Here is a 20,759-nt window from a genome sequence, read left to right as displayed (position 1 = left end):
CCTCGACTACGGTCGTACTCATGACCATTGTCCCGTCCGGCAACGCCGCGCCCGCCACCACCCCCGCCGACCAGGGCGTGGGCCCGTTGCTGCGGGCCTGGCGGGAGCAACGGCGGGTCAGCCAGCTGGAGTTGGCGCTGCGGGCCGACTCCTCGGCGCGGCACATCAGCTTCATCGAGACGGGACGTTCGCGGCCGAGCGAGGAGATGGTGCTGCGGCTGGCCGAGCACCTGGACGTGCCGGTGCGCGAGCGCAACGCGCTGCTGCTGGCGGCCGGGTATGCCCCGCGCTACCCGGAGACCCCGCTGGACGATCCGGCGCTGGACGCCTTGCGGGCGGGCATGGAGCGGCTGATCCAGGGCTACGAGCCCTACCCGGCGCTCGTGGTGGACGCGATGTACAACGTCCACGCGGCCAACCGGGGCATCCTGACGCTGCTCGACGGCATCCCCGAGCACCTCCTCGCGCCCCCGCTGAACGCGATGCGCCTGACCCTGCACCCGGAGGGTCTCGCGCCGCGCATCCGCAACCTGCGTGAGTGGCGCGGACATCTGCTCGCCCAGATGGACCGGCAGATCGCACTGCACCGCTCCGAGCCGCTGCGCCGGCTGTACGAGGAGGTGGCGGCGTACCCGGTGCCGGAGGAGACACCGGGCGCCGAACCGGCCGAGCCCGTCCCGTACTTCGCGCTGCCGTTGCAGATCGAGCACGAGGGCCGCGTCCTGTCCTTCATCTCCTCCATCTCCACCTTCAACACCCCGATGGACGTGACCGTCGCCGAGCTGGCCATCGAGACGCTCCTCCCGGCCGACCCGGCGACGGTCAAGTACCTTCAGTCGCTGATGCCCTGACGTGCCTTCAGCGCTGCGTACTGCAATCCGGCGAACCCGGCCACGGTGAGCGCCTGGAGGACGGTCCACACCGCGCCCGCCGTGGTCGGCGACAGCCACACCGCGAGGGCGACGAGACTCAGCGCGGCCCAGGCGAGGTTGGCCTCGATCACGGCCCGCACCGGGAACGCGGCGGGGCGGGCACGTGCGGCGAGCAGGCCGACGCCGGCCGCGTACACCGCGAGGAACGCCCCGAGCCCGAGCAGCAGGGTCGAGTCGACGCCGAGGAGGCTGCCGAGCGGGCCGGACGCGACGAGATACGCGGCCCCGTTCGCCCCGGTCACCACCGCGTCCAGGGCCAGGAAACGGCGCAGCACGGTCCGCGGGTCGGAAGTCCGGGCGAGCACGGCAAGCGAGGTGGCGGACATGACGAATCACCCTCCGTCGAGGTCGAGTTGCGGTCCCAGGACCGGGCTCCGGAACGGAGTGCGCCGCCCGGAACCCGGTGACCCAACGATCCCGCGGACGGTCAGCACGGTCGATTACCTGTGGGGTAAAGCGGGGCTGAGCACAACACCCTCAGTGGCGACCCCAATGGCACCCGGAACATGGCACACTGCCTCCGTACTTTCGGCGGGTAGGGGAGGACGTGGCGTGAGCGAGCGGCGACCAGCCCCCACCGTGGGCCAGGTGGTGCTCGGCAAACGCCTGCAGGAACTGCGCGAGGCGGCCGGCCTGAGCCGTGACGAGGCCGCACGGGTCCTGCGGGTGGCCTCGGCGACCGTACGCCGGATGGAGACCGCCGAGGTCGCGCTGAAGATCCCGTACGTGCAGGTGCTCCTGGAGACGTACGGCGTGCCGGAGCCGGACGCGGCCGCGTTCGTCACCCTGGCCGAGGAGGCCAACCTGCCCGGCTGGTGGCAGCGGTTCCACGACGTGCTGCCGGACTGGTTCAGCCTGTACGTCAGCCTGGAGGGCGCCGCCCGCATCATCCGCTGTTACGAGCCCCACTTCGTGCCCGGACTGCTGCAGACGCAGGAGTACGCGCATGCCGTGATGGAGGCCGGGACGATCGGCCAGACGGGGCCGGAGACCATCGAGCGGCATGTGGCGCTGCGCATGGAACGGCAGCGGCTGCTGGAGCGCCCCGACCCGCCCCACCTGTGGGTGATCATGGACGAGACGGTGCTGCGGCGCCCGGTGAGTGTCCGCGGCGAGGTGATGCGCGACCAACTGGACAAGCTCCTGGAGTTCGCCGAGCGCGACCGGGTCACCCTGCAGATCGCCGAGTTCGCCTCCGGCCCGCACCCGGGGACGTACGCACCGTTCACCCTGTTCCGCTTCGCCGAGCCCGAGCTGCCCGACATGGTCTACACCGAGTACCTGACCGGCGCCCTGTATCTCGACTCCCGCAAGGAGGTCGCCGCGCATCTGGAGGTCCTGGACCACATGTCGACGGCTGCCGCGTCGGCCGAGCGCACGAAGAAGATCCTGCGGGAGCGTCGCGAGGACTTCTGAGCGGCGTACGGCGGTCCTTTCCGGCCCTTCGCGGCAACCTTCGCGCCCCGTGCGGCGACTTCCGAGCGGCTCCCCCAGCTCCGTTCCAGCCGAGAACCGAGGAGAACACACCGCATGACCGGATCCGAGACCGCGCCCACCCGCGTCGACACCAGCCGGCCGCACCCGGCCCGCGTCTACGACTGGTGGCTGGGCGGCAAGGACAACTACCCGGTGGACGAGGAGCTGGCCCGGAAGATCCTGGCCGTGGACGGCACGGTCCTGCGCGGGGCGCGCGCCAACCGCCGGTTCATGCACCGGGCCGTGCGCACCGCCGCCGAGGCCGGGATACGCCAGTTCCTGGACATCGGCACGGGCATCCCCACCGAGCCCAACCTGCACCAGGTGGCACAGGGCGTCGCCCCGGAGTCCAAGGTCGTGTACGCGGACAACGACCCGATCGTGCTGCGGCACGCGGAGGCGCTGCTGCACGGCACTGCCGAGGGCAGCACGGACTACGTGCACGCCGACGTCCGCGACGTCGATGCCCTCCTGGGCCGGGCGGGTGAGGTGCTGGACTTCGCCGAGCCGGTCGCGCTGTCGCTGGTCGCGCTGACCCACTACCTGGGCGACGATCCCGACGGCGACGACGTGTACGGCCTGCTCGGCAGTTACGTCGCCGCGCTCGCCCCGGGCAGCTACCTGATCCTGTCCCAGGTCACCCCTGACCTCAGCCCGGAGGCCATCGAGAAGGCGGCGAACCACTTCCGGCACAGCGGCACCCCCTTCTTCCCCCGGTCGCTGGCCGAGTTCTCCCGCTTCTTCGACGGCCTGGAGCTGCTCGGACCGGGCGTCATCCCCGTCTACGGCTGGCGACCGGAGCCGGAGGACGTGGCGGCCCAGGCGGAGGGCATCGTGCCCGTGTACGCGGGGGTCGCCCGCAAGGTCTGACCCATACGGGGCCGTGCAGGGACCCGTACGGGTGCCGTGAAGGGGTGCGCTCCCGCGCTCCGCCCTAGGTTCGGGACTAGGGCCCGTCTGGCACATTCCCGTCGTCCGCCCGGAGGGCGGGCCCCGCGGCGTCTGGTGCGTGCGATCGCAACTCGATGGGGGTGCCCCCGCGCGAGCCGAGCGAAGCCGGTTCGAGCGTGGGGGAGGAGCCACGTGGGCGGTTCGGCAACGCGGCGAGCGTGCGTGCCAGGCGTCGCGGGGCAGGCGGGAATGTGCCAGACGGGCCCTGGGCAAGCAAGGGAGCACCTGTGACCGACACCCGGATACCGCCCACCCCGCCCCCCGAGCCGTCGGCCGAACCGCCCGACGAGCCGCCCGCCGAGCCGCCCGTCGAGCCGCCCGTCGAGCCGGGCGCGGTGCTGCTGAAGGCCGGCAGGTTCTTCCGGCCGGGCACGCCCGCGCCCGATCTGCACAGCATCCGGCTGACCGGCGGGCGGGAGGCGGACGCCTTCTACCGGGACCGCTGGAGCCACGACAAGGTCGTGAACTCCACGCACGGCGTGAACTGCACGGGCTCCTGCCGCTGGAAGGTGTACGTCAAGGACGGCATCATCACCTGGGAGACGCAAGCGACCGACTACCCGAGCGTCGGCCCCGACCGCCCCGAGTACGAGCCCCGCGGCTGCCCCCGCGGCGCCGCCTTCTCCTGGTACACCTACTCCCCCACCCGGGTGCGCTACCCGTACATCCGCGGTGTGCTCCTGGAGCTGTACCGGGAGGCGAAGGAACGCCTGCAAGACCCCGTCCTGGCCTGGGCGGACATCCAGAACGACCCCGAGCGCCGCCGCCGCTACCAGCAGGCCCGCGGCAAGGGCGGCCTGGTGCGGGCGAGTTGGGACGAGGCGGTCGAGATCGTCGCCGCCGCACACGTCCACACCATCAAGACGTACGGCCCCGACCGCATCGCCGGCTTCTCCCCCATCCCGGCGATGTCGATGGTGTCGCACGCGGCCGGCGCCCGCTTCCACTCCCTCATCGGCGCCCCGATGCTGTCCTTCTACGACTGGTACGCCGACCTGCCCGTCGCCTCCCCGCAGGTCTTCGGCGACCAGACCGACGTACCGGAGTCGGGCGACTGGTGGGACGCGGCGTATCTGATGATGTGGGGCTCGAACGTCCCGGTGACCCGCACGCCTGACGCGCACTGGATGGCGGAGGCCCGCTACCGGGGCCAGAAGGTCGTGGTGGTCGCCCCCGACTACGCCGACAACGCCAAGTTCGCCGACGAGTGGCTGCACCCGCACCCGGGCACGGACGGCGCGCTGGCCCTCGCGATGGGGCACGTCGTCCTCAAGGAGTTCTTCGTCGACCGCGAGACACCGTTCTTCGCGGACTACGTACGGCAGTTCACCGACCTGCCGTTCCTCGTGACCCTGGAGGAGCGGGACGGCGCGTACGTCCCCGCGAAGTTCCTGCGCGCCTCGGACCTGGGGAAGGCGGCCGAGAGTGCCGAGTGGAAGACGGTCGTGCTGGACGAGGTGACGGGCCGCGCGGTCGCCCCGAACGGCTCGCTCGGCTTCCGCTGGGCCGAGTCGGGCATCGGCAAGTGGAACCTCGAACTGGGCTATACACGCCCGATGTTGAGCCTGTACGGCAGTGAGGTCGCCGCAGGCGTCGAGGTGCTGCTGCCCCGCTTCGACACCGAGGGCGGACCGCACGGGCAGGGGCGCGGGGACGTCGTAAGGCGTGGTGTCCCGGCGACGAAGCTCGGCGGTGTGCGCGGGCGGCTGGTGACGACGGTCTTCGATCTGCTGCTCGCGCAGTACGGGGTGGCGCGACCCGGGCTGCCCGGCCGTTGGCCGGTGTCGTACGACGACGCCGACGCGCCCGGCACGCCCGCCTGGCAGGAGGCACACACCTCCGTCCCGGCGGCCAAGTGCGTGCGGATCGCGAGGGAGTTCGCGCGGACGGCCGAGCGGTCGAAGGGCCGCTGCATGATCCTGATGGGGGCCGGCACCAACCACTGGTTCCACTCCGAGACGATCTACCGCGCCTTCCTCGCCCTGCTCCAGCTCACCGGCTGCCAGGGCCGCAACGGCGGCGGCTGGGCGCACTACGTCGGCCAGGAGAAGTGCCGTCCGGTGACCGGCTGGGCGACGCTCGCGGCGGCGTCGGACTGGTCACGGCCGCCGCGTCAGATGATCGGCACGGCGTACTGGTACCTCAACACCGACCAGTGGCGCTACGACCGGTTCACGGCCGACGTGCTGGCCTCGCCGCTCGGTGCGGGCCGGTTCCGGGGGATGACGGGCGCGGACTGTCTCGGGCTCTCGGCGCGTGCGGGGTGGATGCCGTCCTATCCGACCTTCGACCGCAATCCGCTGGAGCTGGGCGAGGTGTTCGGTGATCCGGTGGCGCGGGCGGTGGCCGAACTGCGCGCGGGCACCCTGAATTTCGCCTGCGAGGACCCGGACGCGCCGGAGAACTGGCCGCGTGTGCTGACGCTGTGGCGGGCCAACCTGCTGGGCTCGTCCGCGAAGGGCGCCGAGTACTTCACCCGGCACCTGCTCGGCACGCATTCCTCCCTTCAGGCGGAGGAGGCGTCCGAGGACGTACGGCCGCGGGATGTGACCTGGCGCGACGAGGCGCCCGAGGGCAAGCTCGATCTGCTGCTGTCGCTGGACTTCCGGCAGACCTCGTCCACGCTGCTGTCGGACGTCGTGCTGCCCGCCGCGACCTGGTACGAGAAGCACGACCTGTCCAGCACGGACATGCACCCCTACGTGCACTCCTTCACCCCGGCCGTGGATCCGCCCTGGCAGGCGCGCACCGACTTCGACACGTTCAAGGCGCTGGCCGAGCGGCTGAGTGAGCTCGCCGTCGACCATCTGGGCGTGCGGAAAGACCTGGTCGCGACTCCGCTCCAGCACGACACCCCGGGCGAGATCGCCCAGCCGGGCGGGGTCGTCCGGGACTGGAAGCGCGGCGAGTGCGACCCCGTGCCCGGGAAGACCATGCCGAACCTGACCGTCGTGGAGCGGGACTACACGGCGATCGGCGCGAAGTTCGCCGCACTGGGGCCGCTGGTCGAGGAACTCGGCCTGCCCGCCAAGGGAATCACGCTGCAGCCGGACGAGGAGGTCGAGGACCTCCGGCGGCTGAACGGCGTGACACCGGAGGGCCGCCCCTGTCTCGACACGGCCGTGAAGGCGGCGAACACCATCCTCGCCCTCTCCGGTACCACCAACGGGCGCCTCGCCACCCAGGGCTTCCGCACGCTGGAGACCCGCACCGGGCAGGAGATGGCACACCTGGCGGCCGACCACGAGGGCAGGCGGGTCACGTACGCGGACACGCAGGCCGCACCCGTGCCGGTGATCACGTCGCCGGAGTGGTCGGGCAGCGAGTCGGGCGGGCGCCGCTACACCGCCTTCACCCTCAACACCGAGCATCTCAAGCCCTGGCACACCCTCACCGGCCGCCAGCACTTCTTCCTCGACCACGACTGGATCCACGAGCTGGGCGAGGCGCTCCCCGTCTACCGGCCGCCCCTGGACATGAACAAGCTGTTCGGCGAACCGAGCCTCGGCCCGGACGGACAGCGGGAGGTGACGGTCCGTTACCTCACCCCGCACAGCAAGTGGTCCATCCACTCCGAGTACCAGGACAACCTGTTCATGCTGGCCCTCTCCCGCGGCGGCCAGAACATCTGGATGTCGCCGCGGGACGCGGACGCGATCGGCGTCGTCGACAACGACTGGGTCGAGGCGGTCAACCGCAACGGCGTGGTCGTCGCCCGGGCCGTCGTCTCGCACCGTATGCCGTCCGGCACCGTCTACATGCACCATGCGCAGGAACGCACGATCGCCGTCCCGAAGGCCGAGACCACCGGCAAGCGCGGCGGCATCCACAACTCGCTGACCCGGCTGATCCTCAAGCCGTCCCATCTCGTCGGCGGCTACGCCCAGCTCTCCTGGGCGTTCAACTACCTGGGCCCGACGGGCAACCAGCGCGACGAGGTGACGGTGATCCGCCGCCGCAGCCAGGAGGTCGAGTACTGATGCGTCCGATGGCCCAGATAGCGATGGTGATGAACCTCGACAAGTGCATCGGCTGCCACACCTGCTCGGTCACCTGCAAGCAGGCGTGGACCAACCGGAGCGGCATGGAGTACGTCTGGTTCAACAACGTCGAGACCCGCCCCGGCCAGGGCTATCCACGCCGCTACGAGGACCAGGAGCGCTGGCGCGGCGGCTGGGAGCTGAACCGGCGCGGCGCGCTGAAACTCAAGGCCGGCGGGCGGCTGCGCAAGCTCGCCGGGATCTTCTCCAACCCCGAACTCCCGGAGATCAAGGACTACTACGAGCCCTGGACGTACGACTACAAGAACCTCACCGACGCCCCCTTGGGCGACGACTTCCCGGTGGCACAGCCGATCTCGCAGCTCGACGGCAAACCGATGAAGATCGAGTGGTCGTCGAACTGGGACGACAACCTCGCGGGCGCCCCGGCGCACGGCGACCTGGACCCGATGGTCGAACAGGCACGCAGGCAGGCCTCGGACAAGGTGCGGTTCGAGTTCGAGCAGACCTTCATGTTCTATCTGCCGCGCATCTGCGAGCACTGCCTCAACCCGTCCTGCGTGGCGTCGTGCCCGTCCGGCGCGATGTACAAGCGGGCGGAGGACGGCATCGTCCTCGTCGACCAGGACCGGTGCCGGGGCTGGCGCATGTGCGTGACGGGATGCCCGTACAAGAAGGTGTACTTCAACCACCGCACCGGCAAGGCCGAGAAATGCACGCTGTGCTATCCGCGCGTCGAGGTCGGTCTGCCGACGGTCTGCTCGGAGACGTGCGTGGGCCGGCTGCGCTACCTCGGAGTGATCCTGTACGACGCCGACAAGGTGACGGCCGCCGCCTCGGTGCGCAGCGAACGGGACCTGTACGAGGCGCAGTTGGATGTGTTCCTCGACCCCGAGGACAGCGGGGTGCGGCGGGCGTGCGAGGAGGCGGGGATCCCGTACGACTGGCTGGAGGCCGCCCGTCGCTCGCCCGTGCACGCGCTGATCAGCAAGTACCGGGTGGCGCTTCCGCTGCATCCGGAGTACCGGACGATGCCGATGGTCTGGTACATCCCGCCGCTGTCGCCGGTGGTGGACGCGCTGTCGGAGACCGGGCACGACGGCGAGGACGCGGGCAACCTGTTCGGCGCGATCGACAGCCTGCGCATCCCGCTGGAGTACCTGGCGGAGCTGTTCACGGCCGGTGACGTCGGCCCGGTCCGGTCCTCGCTGGAGAAGCTGGCCGCGATGCGCTCCCACATGCGGGCGGTCAACCTCGGTGAGGAGCCGGATCCTTCGGTGCCGGCCGCCGTGGGCATGGGTGTCTACGAGATCGAGCAGATGTACCGGTTGCTGGCGATCGCCAAGTACGAGGACCGGTACGTGATTCCGACGGCGGCCGTCGGGGACGCCCGGCGCCTGGAGGAGTCGGCGCTCCCGCAGGGGTGCAGCCTCGACTACGACGGCGGGCCCGGGATGGGCGGGGACGGACCCTTCGGACAGGACTCCGGCCGCAAACTGCTGCCGCTGATGCCGGTGGAGAACTTCCACATCCTGCGGCGACGGCAGACCGCGGACGACCCTGCGCACACGACCCCCACAGCCGACACCGAGGAGGCCTGATGCCGTCCTTCGAGGTGCTCTACCAGGCGGCCGCGCTCTGCCTGACCTACCCCGACGACGACTTCCGCGCCCGCCTGCCACTCCTGCGTGAAGCCGCCCCGCAACTACGCGAGTTCACCGACCACGCGATGGTCACTCCCCCACAGGAGCTGGCCGCCCACTACGTCCAGGTCTTCGACTTCAAGAACCACCACAGCCTCTACCTGAGCTGGTGGCGCGACGGCGACACCCGGCGGCGCGGCATGTCGCTGGTCCGCTTCAAGGACGTCTACCGTGCGCACGGCCTGGAGTTCACCGGCGAGGAACTGCCCGACTTCCTGCCCGCGGTGCTGGAGTTCACGGCCCGCACCGGCAACACCGGCCTCCTTCTGGAGAACCGGGAGTGCGTGGAGCAACTCCGCACCCGGCTCACCGACTTCGGCACACCGTACGCCTCCGTCCTGGACGCCGTGTGCGCCACACTTCCCGCCGAACCCACGGGGGCACGCCCATGACCACCCTCCTGTGGGGCGTCCTGCCCTACGTCACCCTCGCCCTGCTCGTCGCCGGCCTCGCCTGGCGGCACCGCTACGACAAGTTCGGCTGGACCACACGCTCATCCCAGGTGTACGAGTCGAGGCTCCTCAACATCGCCTCGCCCGCCTTCCACTACGGCATCCTGTTCGTGCTGGTCGGCCACCTCGTCGGCCTGTTCATCCCCACGTCGTGGACGGACGCCGTCGGCGTGAACGAGCGCACCTACCACCTGTTCTCCCTCTACGGCGGCACGGCAGCCGGCATCGTCACGGTCGGCGGGATCGCGCTGCTGATCTACCGCCGCCGCACCCGGGCACCGGTGTTCCGCGCGACCACCGTCAACGACAAGCTCATGTACCTCGTGCTGGTCGCGGCGATCGTGCTGGGCATGGTCGCCAAGCTGTCCCACACCTCCGGCAACGGCTACGACTACCGCCAGTCCATCGCCCCTTGGGCCCGCAGCCTGTTCACCCTCAGCCCGGACCCCGACCTGATGGCAGGCGTCCCAGTCCTGTACCAGGTCCACGCGGTGTTCGGCATGGCGCTCATCGCGCTGGTGCCGTACACCCGGCTGGTGCACATGTTCAGCGCGCCGGTGCAGTACCTGTTCCGGCCGTATGTGGTGTATCGCAGCCGCGACCCCGAGCAGCTGGGGCCGCGGCCGGAGCGGCGGGGCTGGGAGCGGGCCGGATCCTAGGCGGGGCGCCCTATGCCGCCCCGCCCTTCTGGTCCTTCTCGTCGTCGACGATCTCGGCGTCCACGACGCCCTCGTCGTCCTGCGGTGAGGTCTGCTCCGTGCCGTTGGCGCTGCCCGTCGGGGTCTGCTGGGTCTGGGCATACATCGCCTGGCCCATCTTCTGGCTGACGGTGGCGAGCTTCTCGATTCCCGTGCGCAGGGCGCTCGTCTCGGCGTTCTGCTCCAGTTGCTGCTTGAGGTCCGTGACCGCCGACTCGACCTCCGTCCTGGTGTCCGCCGGGATCTTGTCCTCGTTGTCGCGGATGAACTTCTCGGTCTGGTAGACGAGTTGCTCGGCCTGGTTGCGGGTCTCGGCCGCCTCGCGGCGGTTGCGGTCCTCCTCGGCGTACTGTTCGGCCTCCCGCATCATGCGGTCGATGTCGTCCTTCGGGAGCGCCGAGCCGCCCGTCACCGTCATCTTCTGCTCGCGCCCGGTGGCCAGGTCCTTGGCGGAGACGTGCATGATGCCGTTGGCGTCGATGTCGAACGCGACCTCGATCTGCGGGACGCCGCGCGGGGCCGGCGGCAGGCCGGTGAGGTCGAAGACGCCGAGCTTCTTGTTGTACGCGGCGATCTCGCGTTCGCCCTGGTAGACCTGGATGCCGACGGAGGGCTGGTTGTCGGTGGCCGTGGTGAAGATCTCCGAACGCCGGGTGGGGATCGTCGTGTTGCGTTCGATGAGCTTCGTCATGATGCCGCCCTTGGTCTCGATGCCGAGGGACAGCGGGGTGACGTCGAGGAGCAGGACGTCCTTGACGTCGCCGCGGATGACGCCCGCCTGGAGGGTCGCGCCGACGGACACGACCTCGTCGGGGTTGACGCCCTTGTGCGGGTCCTTGCCGGTGAGTTCCTTGACGAGGTCGGTGACGGCGGGCATGCGGGTGGAGCCGCCGACGAGGATGACGTGGTCGATCGCGGCGAGCTTGATGCCGGCGTCCTTGATCGCCTGGTGGAAGGGGGTCTTGCAGCGGTCGAGGAGGTCCGCGGTGAGCTCCTGGAACTGGGCGCGGGTCATCTTCTCGTCGAGGTGGAGGGGGCCCTCGGCGGAGGCGGTGATGTAGGGCAGGTTGATCGTCGTCTCGGAGGAGCTGGACAGCTCGATCTTGGCCTTCTCGGCACCCTCGCGCAGCCGCTGCAGCGCCATCTTGTCGTTGCCGAGGTCGATGCCGTACGACCCCTTGAACTTCTTCACGAGGTACTCGACGATCCGCTGGTCCCAGTCGTCGCCGCCCAGGTGCGTGTCACCGTTGGTGGCCTTGACCTCGATGACGCCGTCGCCGATCTCCAGCAGGGAGACGTCGAAGGTGCCGCCGCCGAGGTCGAAGACCAGCACCGTCTGCTCCTCGCCCCGGTCGAGCCCGTAGGCGAGGGCGGCGGCCGTGGGCTCGTTGATGATCCTGAGGACCTTCAGGCCCGCGATCTCCCCGGCCTCCTTGGTGGCCTGCCGCTGGGCGTCGTCGAAGTACGCGGGCACGGTGATCACCGCGTCGGTGACGTCCTCGCCGAGATAGGACTCGGCGTCCCGCTTCAGCTTCTGCAGCACCCGGGCGGACAGCTCCTGCGCCCGGTAGCGGGTGCCGTCGATGTCGCCCTGGTCGGGGAAGCGCCAGTTCCCGTCGCCCATGTGCCGCTTCACGGAGCGGGCGGTGCGCTCGACGTTCGTCACCGCCTGCCGTTTGGCCACCTCACCCACGAGGACCTCGCCGTTCTTGGCGAAGGCCACGACCGACGGTGTGGTCCTGGCCCCCTCCGCGTTGGCGACGACTGTGGGTTCGCCGCCCTCCAGGACGGCGACCACCGAGTTCGTGGTCCCGAGATCGATCCCGACCGCGCGTGCCATCGCTGTCCCCTTCCGCCAGGGCGCCCCTTGAACTCCAGCACAAAACTTGAGCGGGTTCTTGTCAATGGGACGGGTGACCTGGGGGACGAGTCCCAAACGGCGGCTGAGCGGGCGCTCAGCCGCCGGCGGAGCGCTACGCCAGCTTGGCCGACAGCGTGATCGTCGTACCGGTCAGAGCCTGGCTGACCGGGCAGTTCTTCTTCGCGTCCTCCGCGGCGGCGACGAACGTGTCGTTGTCGATGCCGGGAACCGTGCCCTCGACGGTGAGGTGGATGCCGGTGATCCCCTCACCCGGCTGGAAGCTCACGTCGGCAGAGGTGACGAGCTTGGTGGGCGGGGTGCCCGCGCCGTTCAGGGCGTGCGACAGCGCCATGGAGAAGCAGCTGGAGTGCGCGGCGGCGATCAGCTCCTCCGGGCTGGTCTTGCCGTTCGCCTCCTGGGCGCGCGAGGCCCAGGTGACCGGCTGCGCGACGATGGCACCGGAGGAGTCGAAGTTGACGACACCGTTGCCCTCAAGCAGGTTGCCTTCCCAGACGGTGTGTGCGGAGCGCGTGGTTGCCACGGTGAGTCCTTCCGAATTCTTGCTGTTTCCTTGGGGGACCATCCGATCACATTCCGGCTCACTGCACCCGGAAGACCGGCCCACGCGGGGTGAACGGCAGACGACGACCTTGCGGAATCAGGTACGCGTGCTCGCGCCGCACCCGCAGCACGTCGCACCAGCCGTCCGTGATGACCAGGACGGGCGCGCCCGGCGGGAAGTCGTCCGCGCGCTGCAGCAGATCGATCCCGGGCTGCAGGACCGTACCGCCCCGCCCGTGCACCCGCACCCGCCCCGCGATCTCCGTCACCGGCACATAGCCGGCGTCGTGCGGTGCCGCGTCGCAGAACACCACGCGCGCCGCCGGTACGTCCCGGGCCTCGGCGTACGAGGCGATCGCGCCCAGCGCCTTGCCGAGCAGGACGGCTCCCATCGAGCCGGAGGTGTCCAGGACCACGCCGAAGGTGCAGCGGGCGATCTCCTCGGGCGGGAAATAGTGGCCCGCGCGCGGGATGTCGGGGGTCGACGACTGGCGGCGCGAGGGACGGGCGTACGTCCGGACCGGTTCGGGGCGTGGCACGAACTCGTCGAACCAGCGGGCCAGTCGGGCGTCCCAGGGCAGCGGCGGATGGCTGAGCGCGCGGATCTCCTGGACCAGGCCGCCGGGCAGGAAGCCGCGCTCCTGCTGCTGGTGCAGGTCCAGGCCCTGGGAGAGGCCGCGGCGGTAGAACTCGTCGAGGTCGCAAGTGTCACCGGGCCGGCCGAGCGGGGCGCCGAGCACATCGCCGACGCCCTTGCCGCGCAGGGTGGCCAGCCGGCGCATCCGGCGCAGGTCGCCGACGATCCGGTCGTACACCTCCTCGGCGGACAGGCCCGTGAACTGCGCGTCGTACAGCAGTCCGTGGGGCATCTCGCCGACCTGCATCTCGCGCAGCCAGCCGTTGATGACGTAGTCGCAGGCGACGTTGAACAGGTACGGGTCGCGGGCGCCGCAGCGGTCGCCGTGGCGCAGGGCGGCGTGCAGCATCTCGTGGGCGAGGATGAACCGCCACTCCTCGTCCTCGAAGGTCCGCAGCGGGTTGATGTAGATCTCACCGGCCTCGGCGTTGACGGCGGCGACGGAGATGCCGTGCGCGCGGGCGAGTTCGGCGTCGGCGACCAGCTTGATGCCGGCCGCGATGCCGCCGAGCAGCGGGTAGGAGGTGATGAACCACTCCAGCGCCCACTGCCAGGGCCGCTTCTTGACGGGTTCGCCGTCCATGGAGTCGCGGCGGCCGCCCGCCATGTCCATCGCGGTGGAGACGGTGCGGGTCAGCGCGGTGGCGAAGGCCAGCTGATGGTCCGGGGGCTGGTTGTACCAGCCGCGCCATTCCACGAGCAGCTGGTCGGGCTCGGCGCCGGCGGTACCGCAGCGCTCGTACGCGGCCGGGAGCCCGTTGCGTCGCCAGTGCGCGGCGAGTCGCTCCTCGTCGCCGTCCGGGTACGACAGGGGCTGGTCGTCCGGGGCACGGCCGATGGGGAAGGACAGCAGGAAGCGGTTGACGGTCACGCAGCGTGCCGCGATGTCGTAGCGGTCGGGCTGCTCGCGCTCCCCCTTCGCCGCCGGGACGTGGCCGAAGCCGAGGTGGAGGACGGCATGCGCGATCGACCAGGCCCACACGGCGGGATCGGCGATGCGCGTCGGGTGGGCGTGCAGCGTGCCGCTGGAGGAGACGCGGACGAGTCCGTCCCGGAGCGCCGTGTCGCACTTCTCGTCGCGGCAGACGCTGAACTCGACGGCGGCGAGCGCGGGGTTGGCCCGCACCAGCCGCATCCCCTCGGCGAACGCCTCGCCCGCGACATCCCGCTTCTTCTTCGCGGGAGTTCGGTTGGCGGGAGTCCGGCTCATCGCCGCGCCTCGACCAGCCGGGGCATGTCCCGCGCCGCCTCGACCAGGAACCAGGCGGGCAGGACGGGGTTGCCGTCGGCGTCGGAGGCGATGACGCTCTGGGCGACCTCGACGGAGATCTCCGCAAGCTGCACCAGCAGCGACTTGGCGCGGTACGCGGTCTGCCGCCCGTTCGCCGACATGTGCTCCTTGCTGACCGGCAGCTCCTTGATGAGCCGCCCGCGGAAGGACTCGGCGAGGTAGTACAGCAGGTCGCGCTCCGCCATGCGGTGCGGCCAGCGGGCGTCGCCCTTGATGATCGCCTCGATGCCGAACTGGCTGCGCACGATCTTGACGTAGCCGCAGAACGCGGTGGCGTGCACGGGCGTCAGCGTGCCGTGCGCGAGCACCTTCAGCGTCTCCTCGTCGAGGTCGCGGCCGAAGGAGTGCAGCGCGTCGGAGAGCATGTGCCAGGAGCGGGGCGTGGAGAACGGCTCCTCGGTCTTCGGCGGCTTGGACCACAGGTGGTCGGGCCGGTCGGTGAGGTGGTCCAGGACCCACGGGTGGATGCCGTTGTTCGCGGCCCAGGTCAGCCAGTCCTTGGCGGACGCCTCCAGGTGGATGTGGGTGAGGCGGTTGACGAGGGCGGAGGCGATGGGGCGGGCGAGGGCGTTGTCGGTGGCGCGGTTGCCGGCGCCGATGACGATCGAGCCCTTGGGGAGTTCGTAGTTGCCGATACGGCGGTCCAGGATCAGCGAGTAGAACGCCTTCTGCACATCCGGGGTGGCCGCGTTCAGCTCGTCCAGGAACAGGCAGTACGGCTCGTCGCGGGCAATGGCCTCGGGCGGGCAGAACACGGACCGTCCGTCGCGGATCTGCGGCACGCCGATCAGGTCCTCCGGCGCGAGCTGAGTGCCGAGCAGGCTCACGCACTCCAGCCCCAGCGACTCGGCGAAGTCCCGGACGAGGGAGGACTTTCCGATGCCGGGGGCGCCCCAGATGAAGACCGGCCGCACGGTGGCGAGGCCGAGAAGGAGGTCGGGGATACGGGCGGGCGTGACAGTTACGGCTGCCTGCAAGGCAGGGACTCCCCTCTTTGCGCCTAAACCGGCGCCGCTCTCGCGGATGTGGTTGCTCGCCGTCGAGGTTCTCAATTGATGGTTGCGGCCGTCATCCGATTTGTTGCGCGACCGGCGCTGACAGCGCCCGGCACTCAGGCGGCCCGCTCCTCCGGCTCCGCCTCCAAGGGCACCTGGGGGCCGTTCGATTCACGCAGCCAGCGGCGCAGCACGCGGTGGACGTGCTCGGCGCCGACGAGGTCCTCCCCGTCGTCGACCGGCGCGGAGAAGGCGAGCGGCGACATGAGGAAGGGCTTGCCCTGCGCTCCGCCGAGTCCGCCGTGCGAGCCGATCTGCTCCTCGAAGGCGAGGACCTCGCCGCCGTCGGCCGGGTCGTATGCGGAGTTGACCATGATGTCGGCGGCGTTCGGGAAGGAGTGCGTGCGGCGTACGGCGTCGGCGGCGCCCGGCCCGAAGACCTCCAACGGTCCCGGATCGTTGTCGAGTCGGTCCAGCGGGATCTGCGCGCCGTACGCGCCGAGCACGACCCCGCCGTGCTCCTCGCTGCGGACGAGTACGAAACCGACGCCGGGGTGGTTGGCGAGGGTGGTGAGCAGGGCCGGGTGGCGGGCGTCGATCTCCTCCTTGGTCATCCGGTGCGGCACGTCCGGGAAGGAGACCAGGCCGAGGTTGCCGGACGCGAGCACGAGCGGCTCCGAGCGTCGGCGGGAGGGGCGATGCTCCTCGCCGCCCTCCTCGACGGGCCGGCGCAGCGCCGCGCGCACGGCCGCGCGGGCCTCGGCGCCGCTGTGGGTGCGCTGCGCCTTGCGCGGCACGGGCAGCCCGCAGCCGGCCCGCACCAGGTCGCCTAGGCCGAGACCGTAGCGGGCGCGGAAGGTCTCGCCGGGGCTCTGGCCGTGGTCCGACAGCACGACGATCCGGTACGGCCGTGGCGCGTGCTCGGCGACTTTCTCGATCAACGCCAGGGCCCGGTCGAGGCGTTCGAGGACCTTCTCGGCGTCCCGGCTGCACGGTCCGGAGTGGTGGGCCACTTCGTCGTACGCCACGAGGTCGGCGTAGACGGAGGTGCGCCCGGCGAGCATGTCGCCCATCACCGCGGCCACGACGACGTCCCGCTCGACGACGGTCGCGAAGGCACGGACGAACGGGTAGAGGCCGCCGCGGGAGACCCTCGGCCGGACCTTGCGGGCTCGGGCGTGGGTGGACTGGCCGATCTCGCGGCAGACCTCGGCGACGAAGGACAGGGCGGTGCGCACGGCGTTCGCCGGGTCGGAGAAGTAGGCGAAGTAGCCCGCCCGGGAGCGGTTCTCGCGGCTGCGGCGTTTCGTGGCGATGGACAGCACGAGGGCCTGCTCGTCGGCGCCGCCGCTGAAGAGGTTGCCGCGGCTGGCCCCGTCGGCGGTGAGCAGTCCGCTGTCACCGGTCCGGTCGATGGCCCGGCGCTGGAGTTCGGCCGCGCTGGTGGGGCGGTTGCAGACCATCACCTCGCGGCCGGCCTTCTCGTACCAGCGGAAGGCGGGGACGTCGTGGTTGCTGCCGTGCAGGATGCCGAGCTGGCTGGCGCCGGTCTGGCTGGACCAGTCGGTGCGCCAGGGGGTGAGCCGGTGGGTGGGGCGGGCACCGGCGCCGGTACCGTCCCTGTTCCTGTCGCTGTCCCTGTTCCTGTCGCCGAGCCAGCGGGCGACGGTCGGCATCAGGTCCTTGCCGACGGCGTCGCGCAGGACGTCGTGGCCTACGCCGTCGAGCTGCAGGAAGACGGTGCCGGGGCTGGACGGGCCGGGTGGCAGCGCTCTACGGCGGCGGTCGGCGAGACGGTACAGCCTGCGCCGGTACGCGTCGTCGTCCCGTACGGCGAGGGCGGCGCCGGTGGCGGAGGCGACGGCGGACATCACGGCGGCGACGATGACGGCGGTCTCGGGGGCGGCCTCGCTGTCGCCGGATGGGACGAGGCGCAGGGCGACGATGAGGAGCGAGCCGTTGAGGAAGAACACCAGCAGGCCGAGCACGAGGGCGGGCACCAGCAGCAGGAGCCGCACGAGGAGGGGCCAGAAGATCGCCGAGAGCAGACCGAACGCGCCGGCGCCGAGGGCCGCGGTGACGGCGATACGGGTGGCGCTGTCACCGTCCGCGGACTGGAGCTGGAAGTCGGGCAGGATCCCGGCGAGCACGAGTATCGTGACGGTGGAGACCGCCCACACGGTGACGCTCCGCCCGACCTGACTGGCGACCCGCCGCCAACGCCCACCTCGCACGCCCAGCTCACCTCACGTCCCGGCTCGCCGCCCCGAAACGGGCCTTTACGCCCCAGCCTGACACAACGCGTCACACTCCCCACCGGTTCCTTCTCAGGCTGCGGTTCGGCAACGCTGCCGGCGGCGCACTCAACGCCCGTCGTACCCGGCCGTCGGCATCGACAGCCTCCGGTGCACCCGGGCCTTCATCTGGGCGTCGTACAACGGCTCCGCGCGCCCCACGATCTCCACCCGCGCCCCCCGCCGGGCGCACTCCGCAGTGAACTCATCGACGGAGGACAACGCGCTCTCCAGCACCCTCCGGCTGGGCGCCACGAACAGGTCGAGGCCGGGTCGGACGCCCTCCCACAGTACGGTGTGGTCCGCTCGCAACCGGCGTACGAGGAGCTCGCGCGCGACGACGTACCCGTGCTCGGCGGCCCAGCGCGCGCACATCGCGTGCTGGCTGCGGGAGTCCACCAGGAAGGGGTCGGCGTCCAGCTCTTCGAGAGGCGTCAGACTGGCGATCGCCGTCACGCGCACTACGGATGACCCCATGGCGTCCCCCTCACCTCCGGGTTTCGCCGCCGACCCTACTCCAGCCCGTACGCTTCGGGGAGTCGCGCGAAGGAGGCAAAGAAGGTGCCGGTGGAGATCACCTGGTGGGGTCACGCCACTTGCACGGTCGACGATTCGAACGTACGCGTCCTCACCGACCCCCTGTTCGCGCGCCGGCTCGCACACCTGCGCCGTCGCCGGGGCGCACTGCCGCCGCCGGGCGCCTGGCGTGCGGACGTCGCCGTGGTCTCCCACCTCCACGCGGACCACCTCCACGTTCCGTCACTGGCGAGGCTGGCGCAGGGCACCCGCCTGCTCGTGCCCCGGGGCGCGCTCCGCGCGGTGCCTGCGCTGCGCCGGCTCACGCATCTGCGGGTGACCGAGATGGCGCCCGGGGACGTGACCACGGTGGGCGAGCTGGCCGTACGGGCCGTGCCCGCGCGGCACGACGGGCGGCGGCTGCCCGTCGGCCCGCACCGCTCTCCCGCCCTCGGTTATGTCATCGAGGGCGAGGGGCGTACGTACTTCGCCGGGGACACCGGCCTGTTCGAGTCGATGGCGAAGGAGGTCGGGCCGGTCGACGTGGCGCTGCTGCCGGTGGGCGGCTGGGGACCGTATCTCGGGGAAGGCCACCTGGACGCGGGGCGGGCCGTCGAGGCGCTGGCCCGGCTCGTGCCGCACAGTGCGGTGCCGGTGCACTACGGCACGTACTGGCCGATCGGCATGGACGCCGTGCGCCCCCATGAATTCCATGCGCCGGGCGACGAGTTCGTGCGGCTCGCGGCGGAGCGTGCCCCCGGCGTGTCGGTGCACCGGCTCGCGCACGGGGAGAGCGTGCGCCTGGGGGTGGCCCGGTGACGATACTGGCCGCCACCGCCACGACGGTGCCGCCGGAGTCGACGCAGCAGGCGATCGGCTATCCGTCGCTGTTCCTGCTGGTGCTGATCGGGGCGCTGGTGCCGATCGTGCCGACCGGGGCGCTGGTGAGTTCGGCGGCGGTCGTGGCGTTCCACCAGACGGCGCCGTTCGCGCTGGCGCTGGTGTTCGTGACGGCGTCGACGGCCGCGTTCCTGGGCGATGTGACGCTGTACTGGCTGGGGCGGCGCGGGATGCGCTCGAAGAACGGATCGCGCTGGCTGGAGGCGATGCGTTCGCGCGCGCCGGAGGAGCGGCTCACGCAGGCGCAGGGGAAGCTCGCCGAGCACGGGGTGGCCGTGCTGGTGTTGTCCCGGCTGGTGCCGGCGGGGCGGCTGCCGGTGATGCTGGCCTGTCTGCTGGCGAAGTGGCCGGTGCGGCGATTTGCTCGGGGTAACTTGCCGGCCTGCCTGGCCTGGGCTGTGACGTACCAGTTGATCGGGATTCTTGGGGGGTCGCTGTTTCCGGAGCCGTGGGAGGGTGTGGTCGCGGCCGTTGCGTTGACGCTGGTCATCAGTGCGGCGCCGAGTGTTTGGAAGCGGGTTCGATCTGCCAAGTGATGTTTCGTCGCGGGGTGCGGGTTACCCGGCAATATCAAGCACCCGTGAGCCACCAACCGGTAGGTCCCACAAGTCCTCCCGGTCCAACCCCGCCTTCTCCCACGCCGTCCGCACGCGCGTGAGCGGTTCCAGGACCGGCTCCGCCGAAAGCACGAACGTCGCCCAGTGCATCGGTGCCATCCGTCGCGCGCCGAGGTCCTGGGCGGCGCGGACCGCCTCCTCCGGGTCGCAGTGGACGTCGCTCAGCCACCAGCGCGGGTCGTAGGCGCCGATGGGGAGGAGGGCGAGGTCGATGCCGGGGTAGCGCTCGCCGATGCGGGCGAACCAGTGGCCGTAGCCCGTGTCGCCCGCGAAGTACACGCGCTGTCCGTCGGGGGCGGTGAGCACCCAACCGCCCCACAGGCTGCGGCAGGTGTCGGTCAGGGTGCGCTTGGACCAGTGGTGGGCGGGCACGAAGTCGAAGCGGACGCCGGACAGTTCGGCCGCCTCCCACCAGTCCAGCTCGGTGACCTGCGCGAACCTGCGGCGACGGACCCAGCCCGCGAGGCCGGCCGGCACGAACACGGGGGTGTCGCGCGGGAGTCGGCGCAGGGTGGGGGCGTCCAGGTGGTCGTAGTGGTTGTGAGAGATGACGACCGCGTCGACACGCGGCAGGGCGCTCCAGGCGATGCCCACGGGGGTGATGCGGGTCGGGGTGCCGAGGATGCGGCGCGACCAGACGGGGTCGGTGAGGACGGTCAGTCCGCCGATCCGCACGACCCAACTGGCGTGCCCCGCCCAGGAGACGGCGACCGTGCGCGCGTCCACCCGGGGCAGCGGGGCCGGTTCGAAGGGCAGCCGCGGGATGTCGGCTAGGCCCAATGCCGTTGTTTTAGTTGCGGGCGTACGCTGCTGCGTAGTGCTTCCCGGGGGGTGGTGCGGGTGTCTGCGGATGTCGGCGAGTTATCGGGGCTGG

17 protein-coding genes are annotated in these 20,759 nt (G+C 71.0%); 9 read left to right on the top strand and 8 right to left on the bottom strand.

Going from position 1 to position 20,759, the window contains the following annotated elements; genetic code table 11:
- The first annotated feature begins 20 nt into the window (after window positions 1–20).
- Complete coding sequence (locus tag ADL12_RS40450; RefSeq protein WP_062712801.1) at window positions 21–851, top strand: helix-turn-helix domain-containing protein; 831 nt, start codon at window positions 21–23, stop codon at window positions 849–851.
- Here ADL12_RS40450 and ADL12_RS40445 read toward each other — a convergent pair.
- The gene (locus tag ADL12_RS40445) at window positions 833–1,258 is read right to left on the bottom strand and encodes a hypothetical protein (protein ID WP_062712798.1); all 426 of its coding nucleotides are present in this window, start codon (window positions 1,256–1,258) and stop codon (window positions 833–835) included. The genes ADL12_RS40450 and ADL12_RS40445 overlap by 19 nt on opposite strands.
- 226 nt (window positions 1,259–1,484) lie before the next feature.
- Here ADL12_RS40445 and ADL12_RS40440 point away from each other — a divergent pair, with 226 nt between their 5' ends.
- From ADL12_RS40440 to narI, 6 genes are all read left to right on the top strand, one after another.
- Window positions 1,485–2,348, top strand: coding sequence for a helix-turn-helix domain-containing protein (locus ADL12_RS40440; protein WP_208614714.1), 864 nt, complete (start codon window positions 1,485–1,487; stop codon window positions 2,346–2,348).
- 114 nt (window positions 2,349–2,462) lie between these two features.
- The gene (locus ADL12_RS40435; protein ID WP_062712794.1) at window positions 2,463–3,278 is read left to right on the top strand and encodes an SAM-dependent methyltransferase; all 816 of its coding nucleotides are present in this window, start codon (window positions 2,463–2,465) and stop codon (window positions 3,276–3,278) included.
- Between the two features lie 416 nt (window positions 3,279–3,694).
- Entirely contained in the window at window positions 3,695–7,339 is a 3,645-nt protein-coding gene (locus ADL12_RS40430; RefSeq protein WP_062712861.1) for a nitrate reductase subunit alpha, read from the top strand.
- Complete coding sequence (gene narH / locus ADL12_RS40425) at window positions 7,339–8,961, top strand: nitrate reductase subunit beta (RefSeq protein ID WP_062712792.1); 1,623 nt, start codon at window positions 7,339–7,341, stop codon at window positions 8,959–8,961. The genes ADL12_RS40430 and narH overlap by 1 nt, the downstream gene beginning before the upstream one ends.
- Window positions 8,961–9,455 carry a nitrate reductase molybdenum cofactor assembly chaperone gene (narJ, locus tag ADL12_RS40420; RefSeq protein WP_062712790.1) on the top strand — a complete coding sequence of 165 codons (495 nt, stop codon included), beginning with the start codon at window positions 8,961–8,963 and terminating at the stop codon, window positions 9,453–9,455. The genes narH and narJ overlap by 1 nt, the downstream gene beginning before the upstream one ends.
- Window positions 9,452–10,174 carry a respiratory nitrate reductase subunit gamma gene (gene narI / locus ADL12_RS40415; protein ID WP_062712788.1) on the top strand — a complete coding sequence of 241 codons (723 nt, stop codon included), beginning with the start codon at window positions 9,452–9,454 and terminating at the stop codon, window positions 10,172–10,174. The genes narJ and narI overlap by 4 nt, the downstream gene beginning before the upstream one ends.
- A gap of 10 nt (window positions 10,175–10,184) precedes the next feature.
- On the opposite strand, the gene dnaK is transcribed toward narI, so the two are convergent.
- The 6 genes from dnaK to ADL12_RS40385 all read right to left on the bottom strand — a co-directional run bounded on the left by dnaK (window position 10,185) and on the right by ADL12_RS40385 (window position 18,329).
- On the bottom strand, window positions 10,185–12,053 hold the full coding sequence (dnaK, locus tag ADL12_RS40410) for a molecular chaperone DnaK (protein WP_062712786.1): 1,869 nt from the start codon (window positions 12,051–12,053) through the stop codon (window positions 10,185–10,187).
- 133 nt (window positions 12,054–12,186) lie between these two features.
- Window positions 12,187–12,615, bottom strand: coding sequence for an OsmC family protein (locus ADL12_RS40405; protein ID WP_062712859.1), 429 nt, complete (start codon window positions 12,613–12,615; stop codon window positions 12,187–12,189).
- 58 nt (window positions 12,616–12,673) lie between these two features.
- Window positions 12,674–14,482 (bottom strand): vWA domain-containing protein, encoded by a 1,809-nt coding sequence (locus ADL12_RS40400; protein ID WP_062712783.1) that lies wholly within the window; start codon window positions 14,480–14,482, stop codon window positions 12,674–12,676.
- Window positions 14,479–15,540, bottom strand: a complete 1,062-nt coding sequence (locus ADL12_RS40395; protein ID WP_062712781.1) for an ATP-binding protein — start codon at window positions 15,538–15,540, stop codon at window positions 14,479–14,481. Before ADL12_RS40395 ends, ADL12_RS40400 begins: the two co-directional genes overlap by 4 nt.
- Before the next feature lie 134 nt (window positions 15,541–15,674).
- Window positions 15,675–17,792 carry a phage holin family protein gene (locus ADL12_RS40390; protein ID WP_079052543.1) on the bottom strand — a complete coding sequence of 706 codons (2,118 nt, stop codon included), beginning with the start codon at window positions 17,790–17,792 and terminating at the stop codon, window positions 15,675–15,677.
- Between the two features lie 129 nt (window positions 17,793–17,921).
- Window positions 17,922–18,329, bottom strand: a complete 408-nt coding sequence (locus tag ADL12_RS40385) for a hypothetical protein (protein WP_062712777.1) — start codon at window positions 18,327–18,329, stop codon at window positions 17,922–17,924.
- 84 nt (window positions 18,330–18,413) lie between these two features.
- On the opposite strand from ADL12_RS40385, the gene ADL12_RS40380 reads away from it, so the two are divergent.
- Together ADL12_RS40380 and ADL12_RS40375 are read left to right on the top strand one after the other, a co-directional pair.
- Window positions 18,414–19,187, top strand: a complete 774-nt coding sequence (locus ADL12_RS40380; RefSeq protein ID WP_062712775.1) for an MBL fold metallo-hydrolase — start codon at window positions 18,414–18,416, stop codon at window positions 19,185–19,187.
- The gene (locus ADL12_RS40375; RefSeq protein ID WP_062712773.1) at window positions 19,184–19,804 is read left to right on the top strand and encodes a DedA family protein; all 621 of its coding nucleotides are present in this window, start codon (window positions 19,184–19,186) and stop codon (window positions 19,802–19,804) included. Before ADL12_RS40380 ends, ADL12_RS40375 begins: the two co-directional genes overlap by 4 nt.
- A gap of 21 nt (window positions 19,805–19,825) precedes the next feature.
- Here the strand turns inward: ADL12_RS40375 and ADL12_RS40370 are convergent, their stop codons facing one another.
- On the bottom strand, window positions 19,826–20,665 hold the full coding sequence (locus tag ADL12_RS40370) for an MBL fold metallo-hydrolase (protein WP_244188238.1): 840 nt from the start codon (window positions 20,663–20,665) through the stop codon (window positions 19,826–19,828).
- Window positions 20,666–20,759: the final 94 nt, after the last annotated feature.

Origin of the sequence: Streptomyces regalis, assembly GCF_001509475.1 — a bacterium.
In the GTDB taxonomy this organism is placed as follows: domain Bacteria; phylum Actinomycetota; class Actinomycetes; order Streptomycetales; family Streptomycetaceae; genus Streptomyces; species Streptomyces regalis.
Note: the sequence above shows the minus strand (reverse complement) of the source record. Positions and strands in the feature narration are given on the sequence as shown.

Excerpts from the sequence above, each read along its gene's own strand:
- ADL12_RS40450 (WP_062712801.1), top strand. The coding sequence starts at position 21 with ATGACCATTGTCCCGTCCGGCAACGCCGCGCCCGCCACCACCCCCGCC.
- ADL12_RS40445 (WP_062712798.1), bottom strand. The coding sequence starts at position 1,258 with ATGTCCGCCACCTCGCTTGCCGTGCTCGCCCGGACTTCCGACCCGCGG.
- ADL12_RS40435 (WP_062712794.1), top strand. The coding sequence starts at position 2,463 with ATGACCGGATCCGAGACCGCGCCCACCCGCGTCGACACCAGCCGGCCG.
- narH (WP_062712792.1), top strand. The coding sequence starts at position 7,339 with ATGCGTCCGATGGCCCAGATAGCGATGGTGATGAACCTCGACAAGTGC.
- narJ (WP_062712790.1), top strand. The coding sequence starts at position 8,961 with ATGCCGTCCTTCGAGGTGCTCTACCAGGCGGCCGCGCTCTGCCTGACC.
- narI (WP_062712788.1), top strand. The coding sequence starts at position 9,452 with ATGACCACCCTCCTGTGGGGCGTCCTGCCCTACGTCACCCTCGCCCTG.
- dnaK (WP_062712786.1), bottom strand. The coding sequence starts at position 12,053 with ATGGCACGCGCGGTCGGGATCGATCTCGGGACCACGAACTCGGTGGTC.
- ADL12_RS40400 (WP_062712783.1), bottom strand. The coding sequence starts at position 14,482 with ATGAGCCGGACTCCCGCCAACCGAACTCCCGCGAAGAAGAAGCGGGAT.
- ADL12_RS40385 (WP_062712777.1), bottom strand. The coding sequence starts at position 18,329 with ATGGGGTCATCCGTAGTGCGCGTGACGGCGATCGCCAGTCTGACGCCT.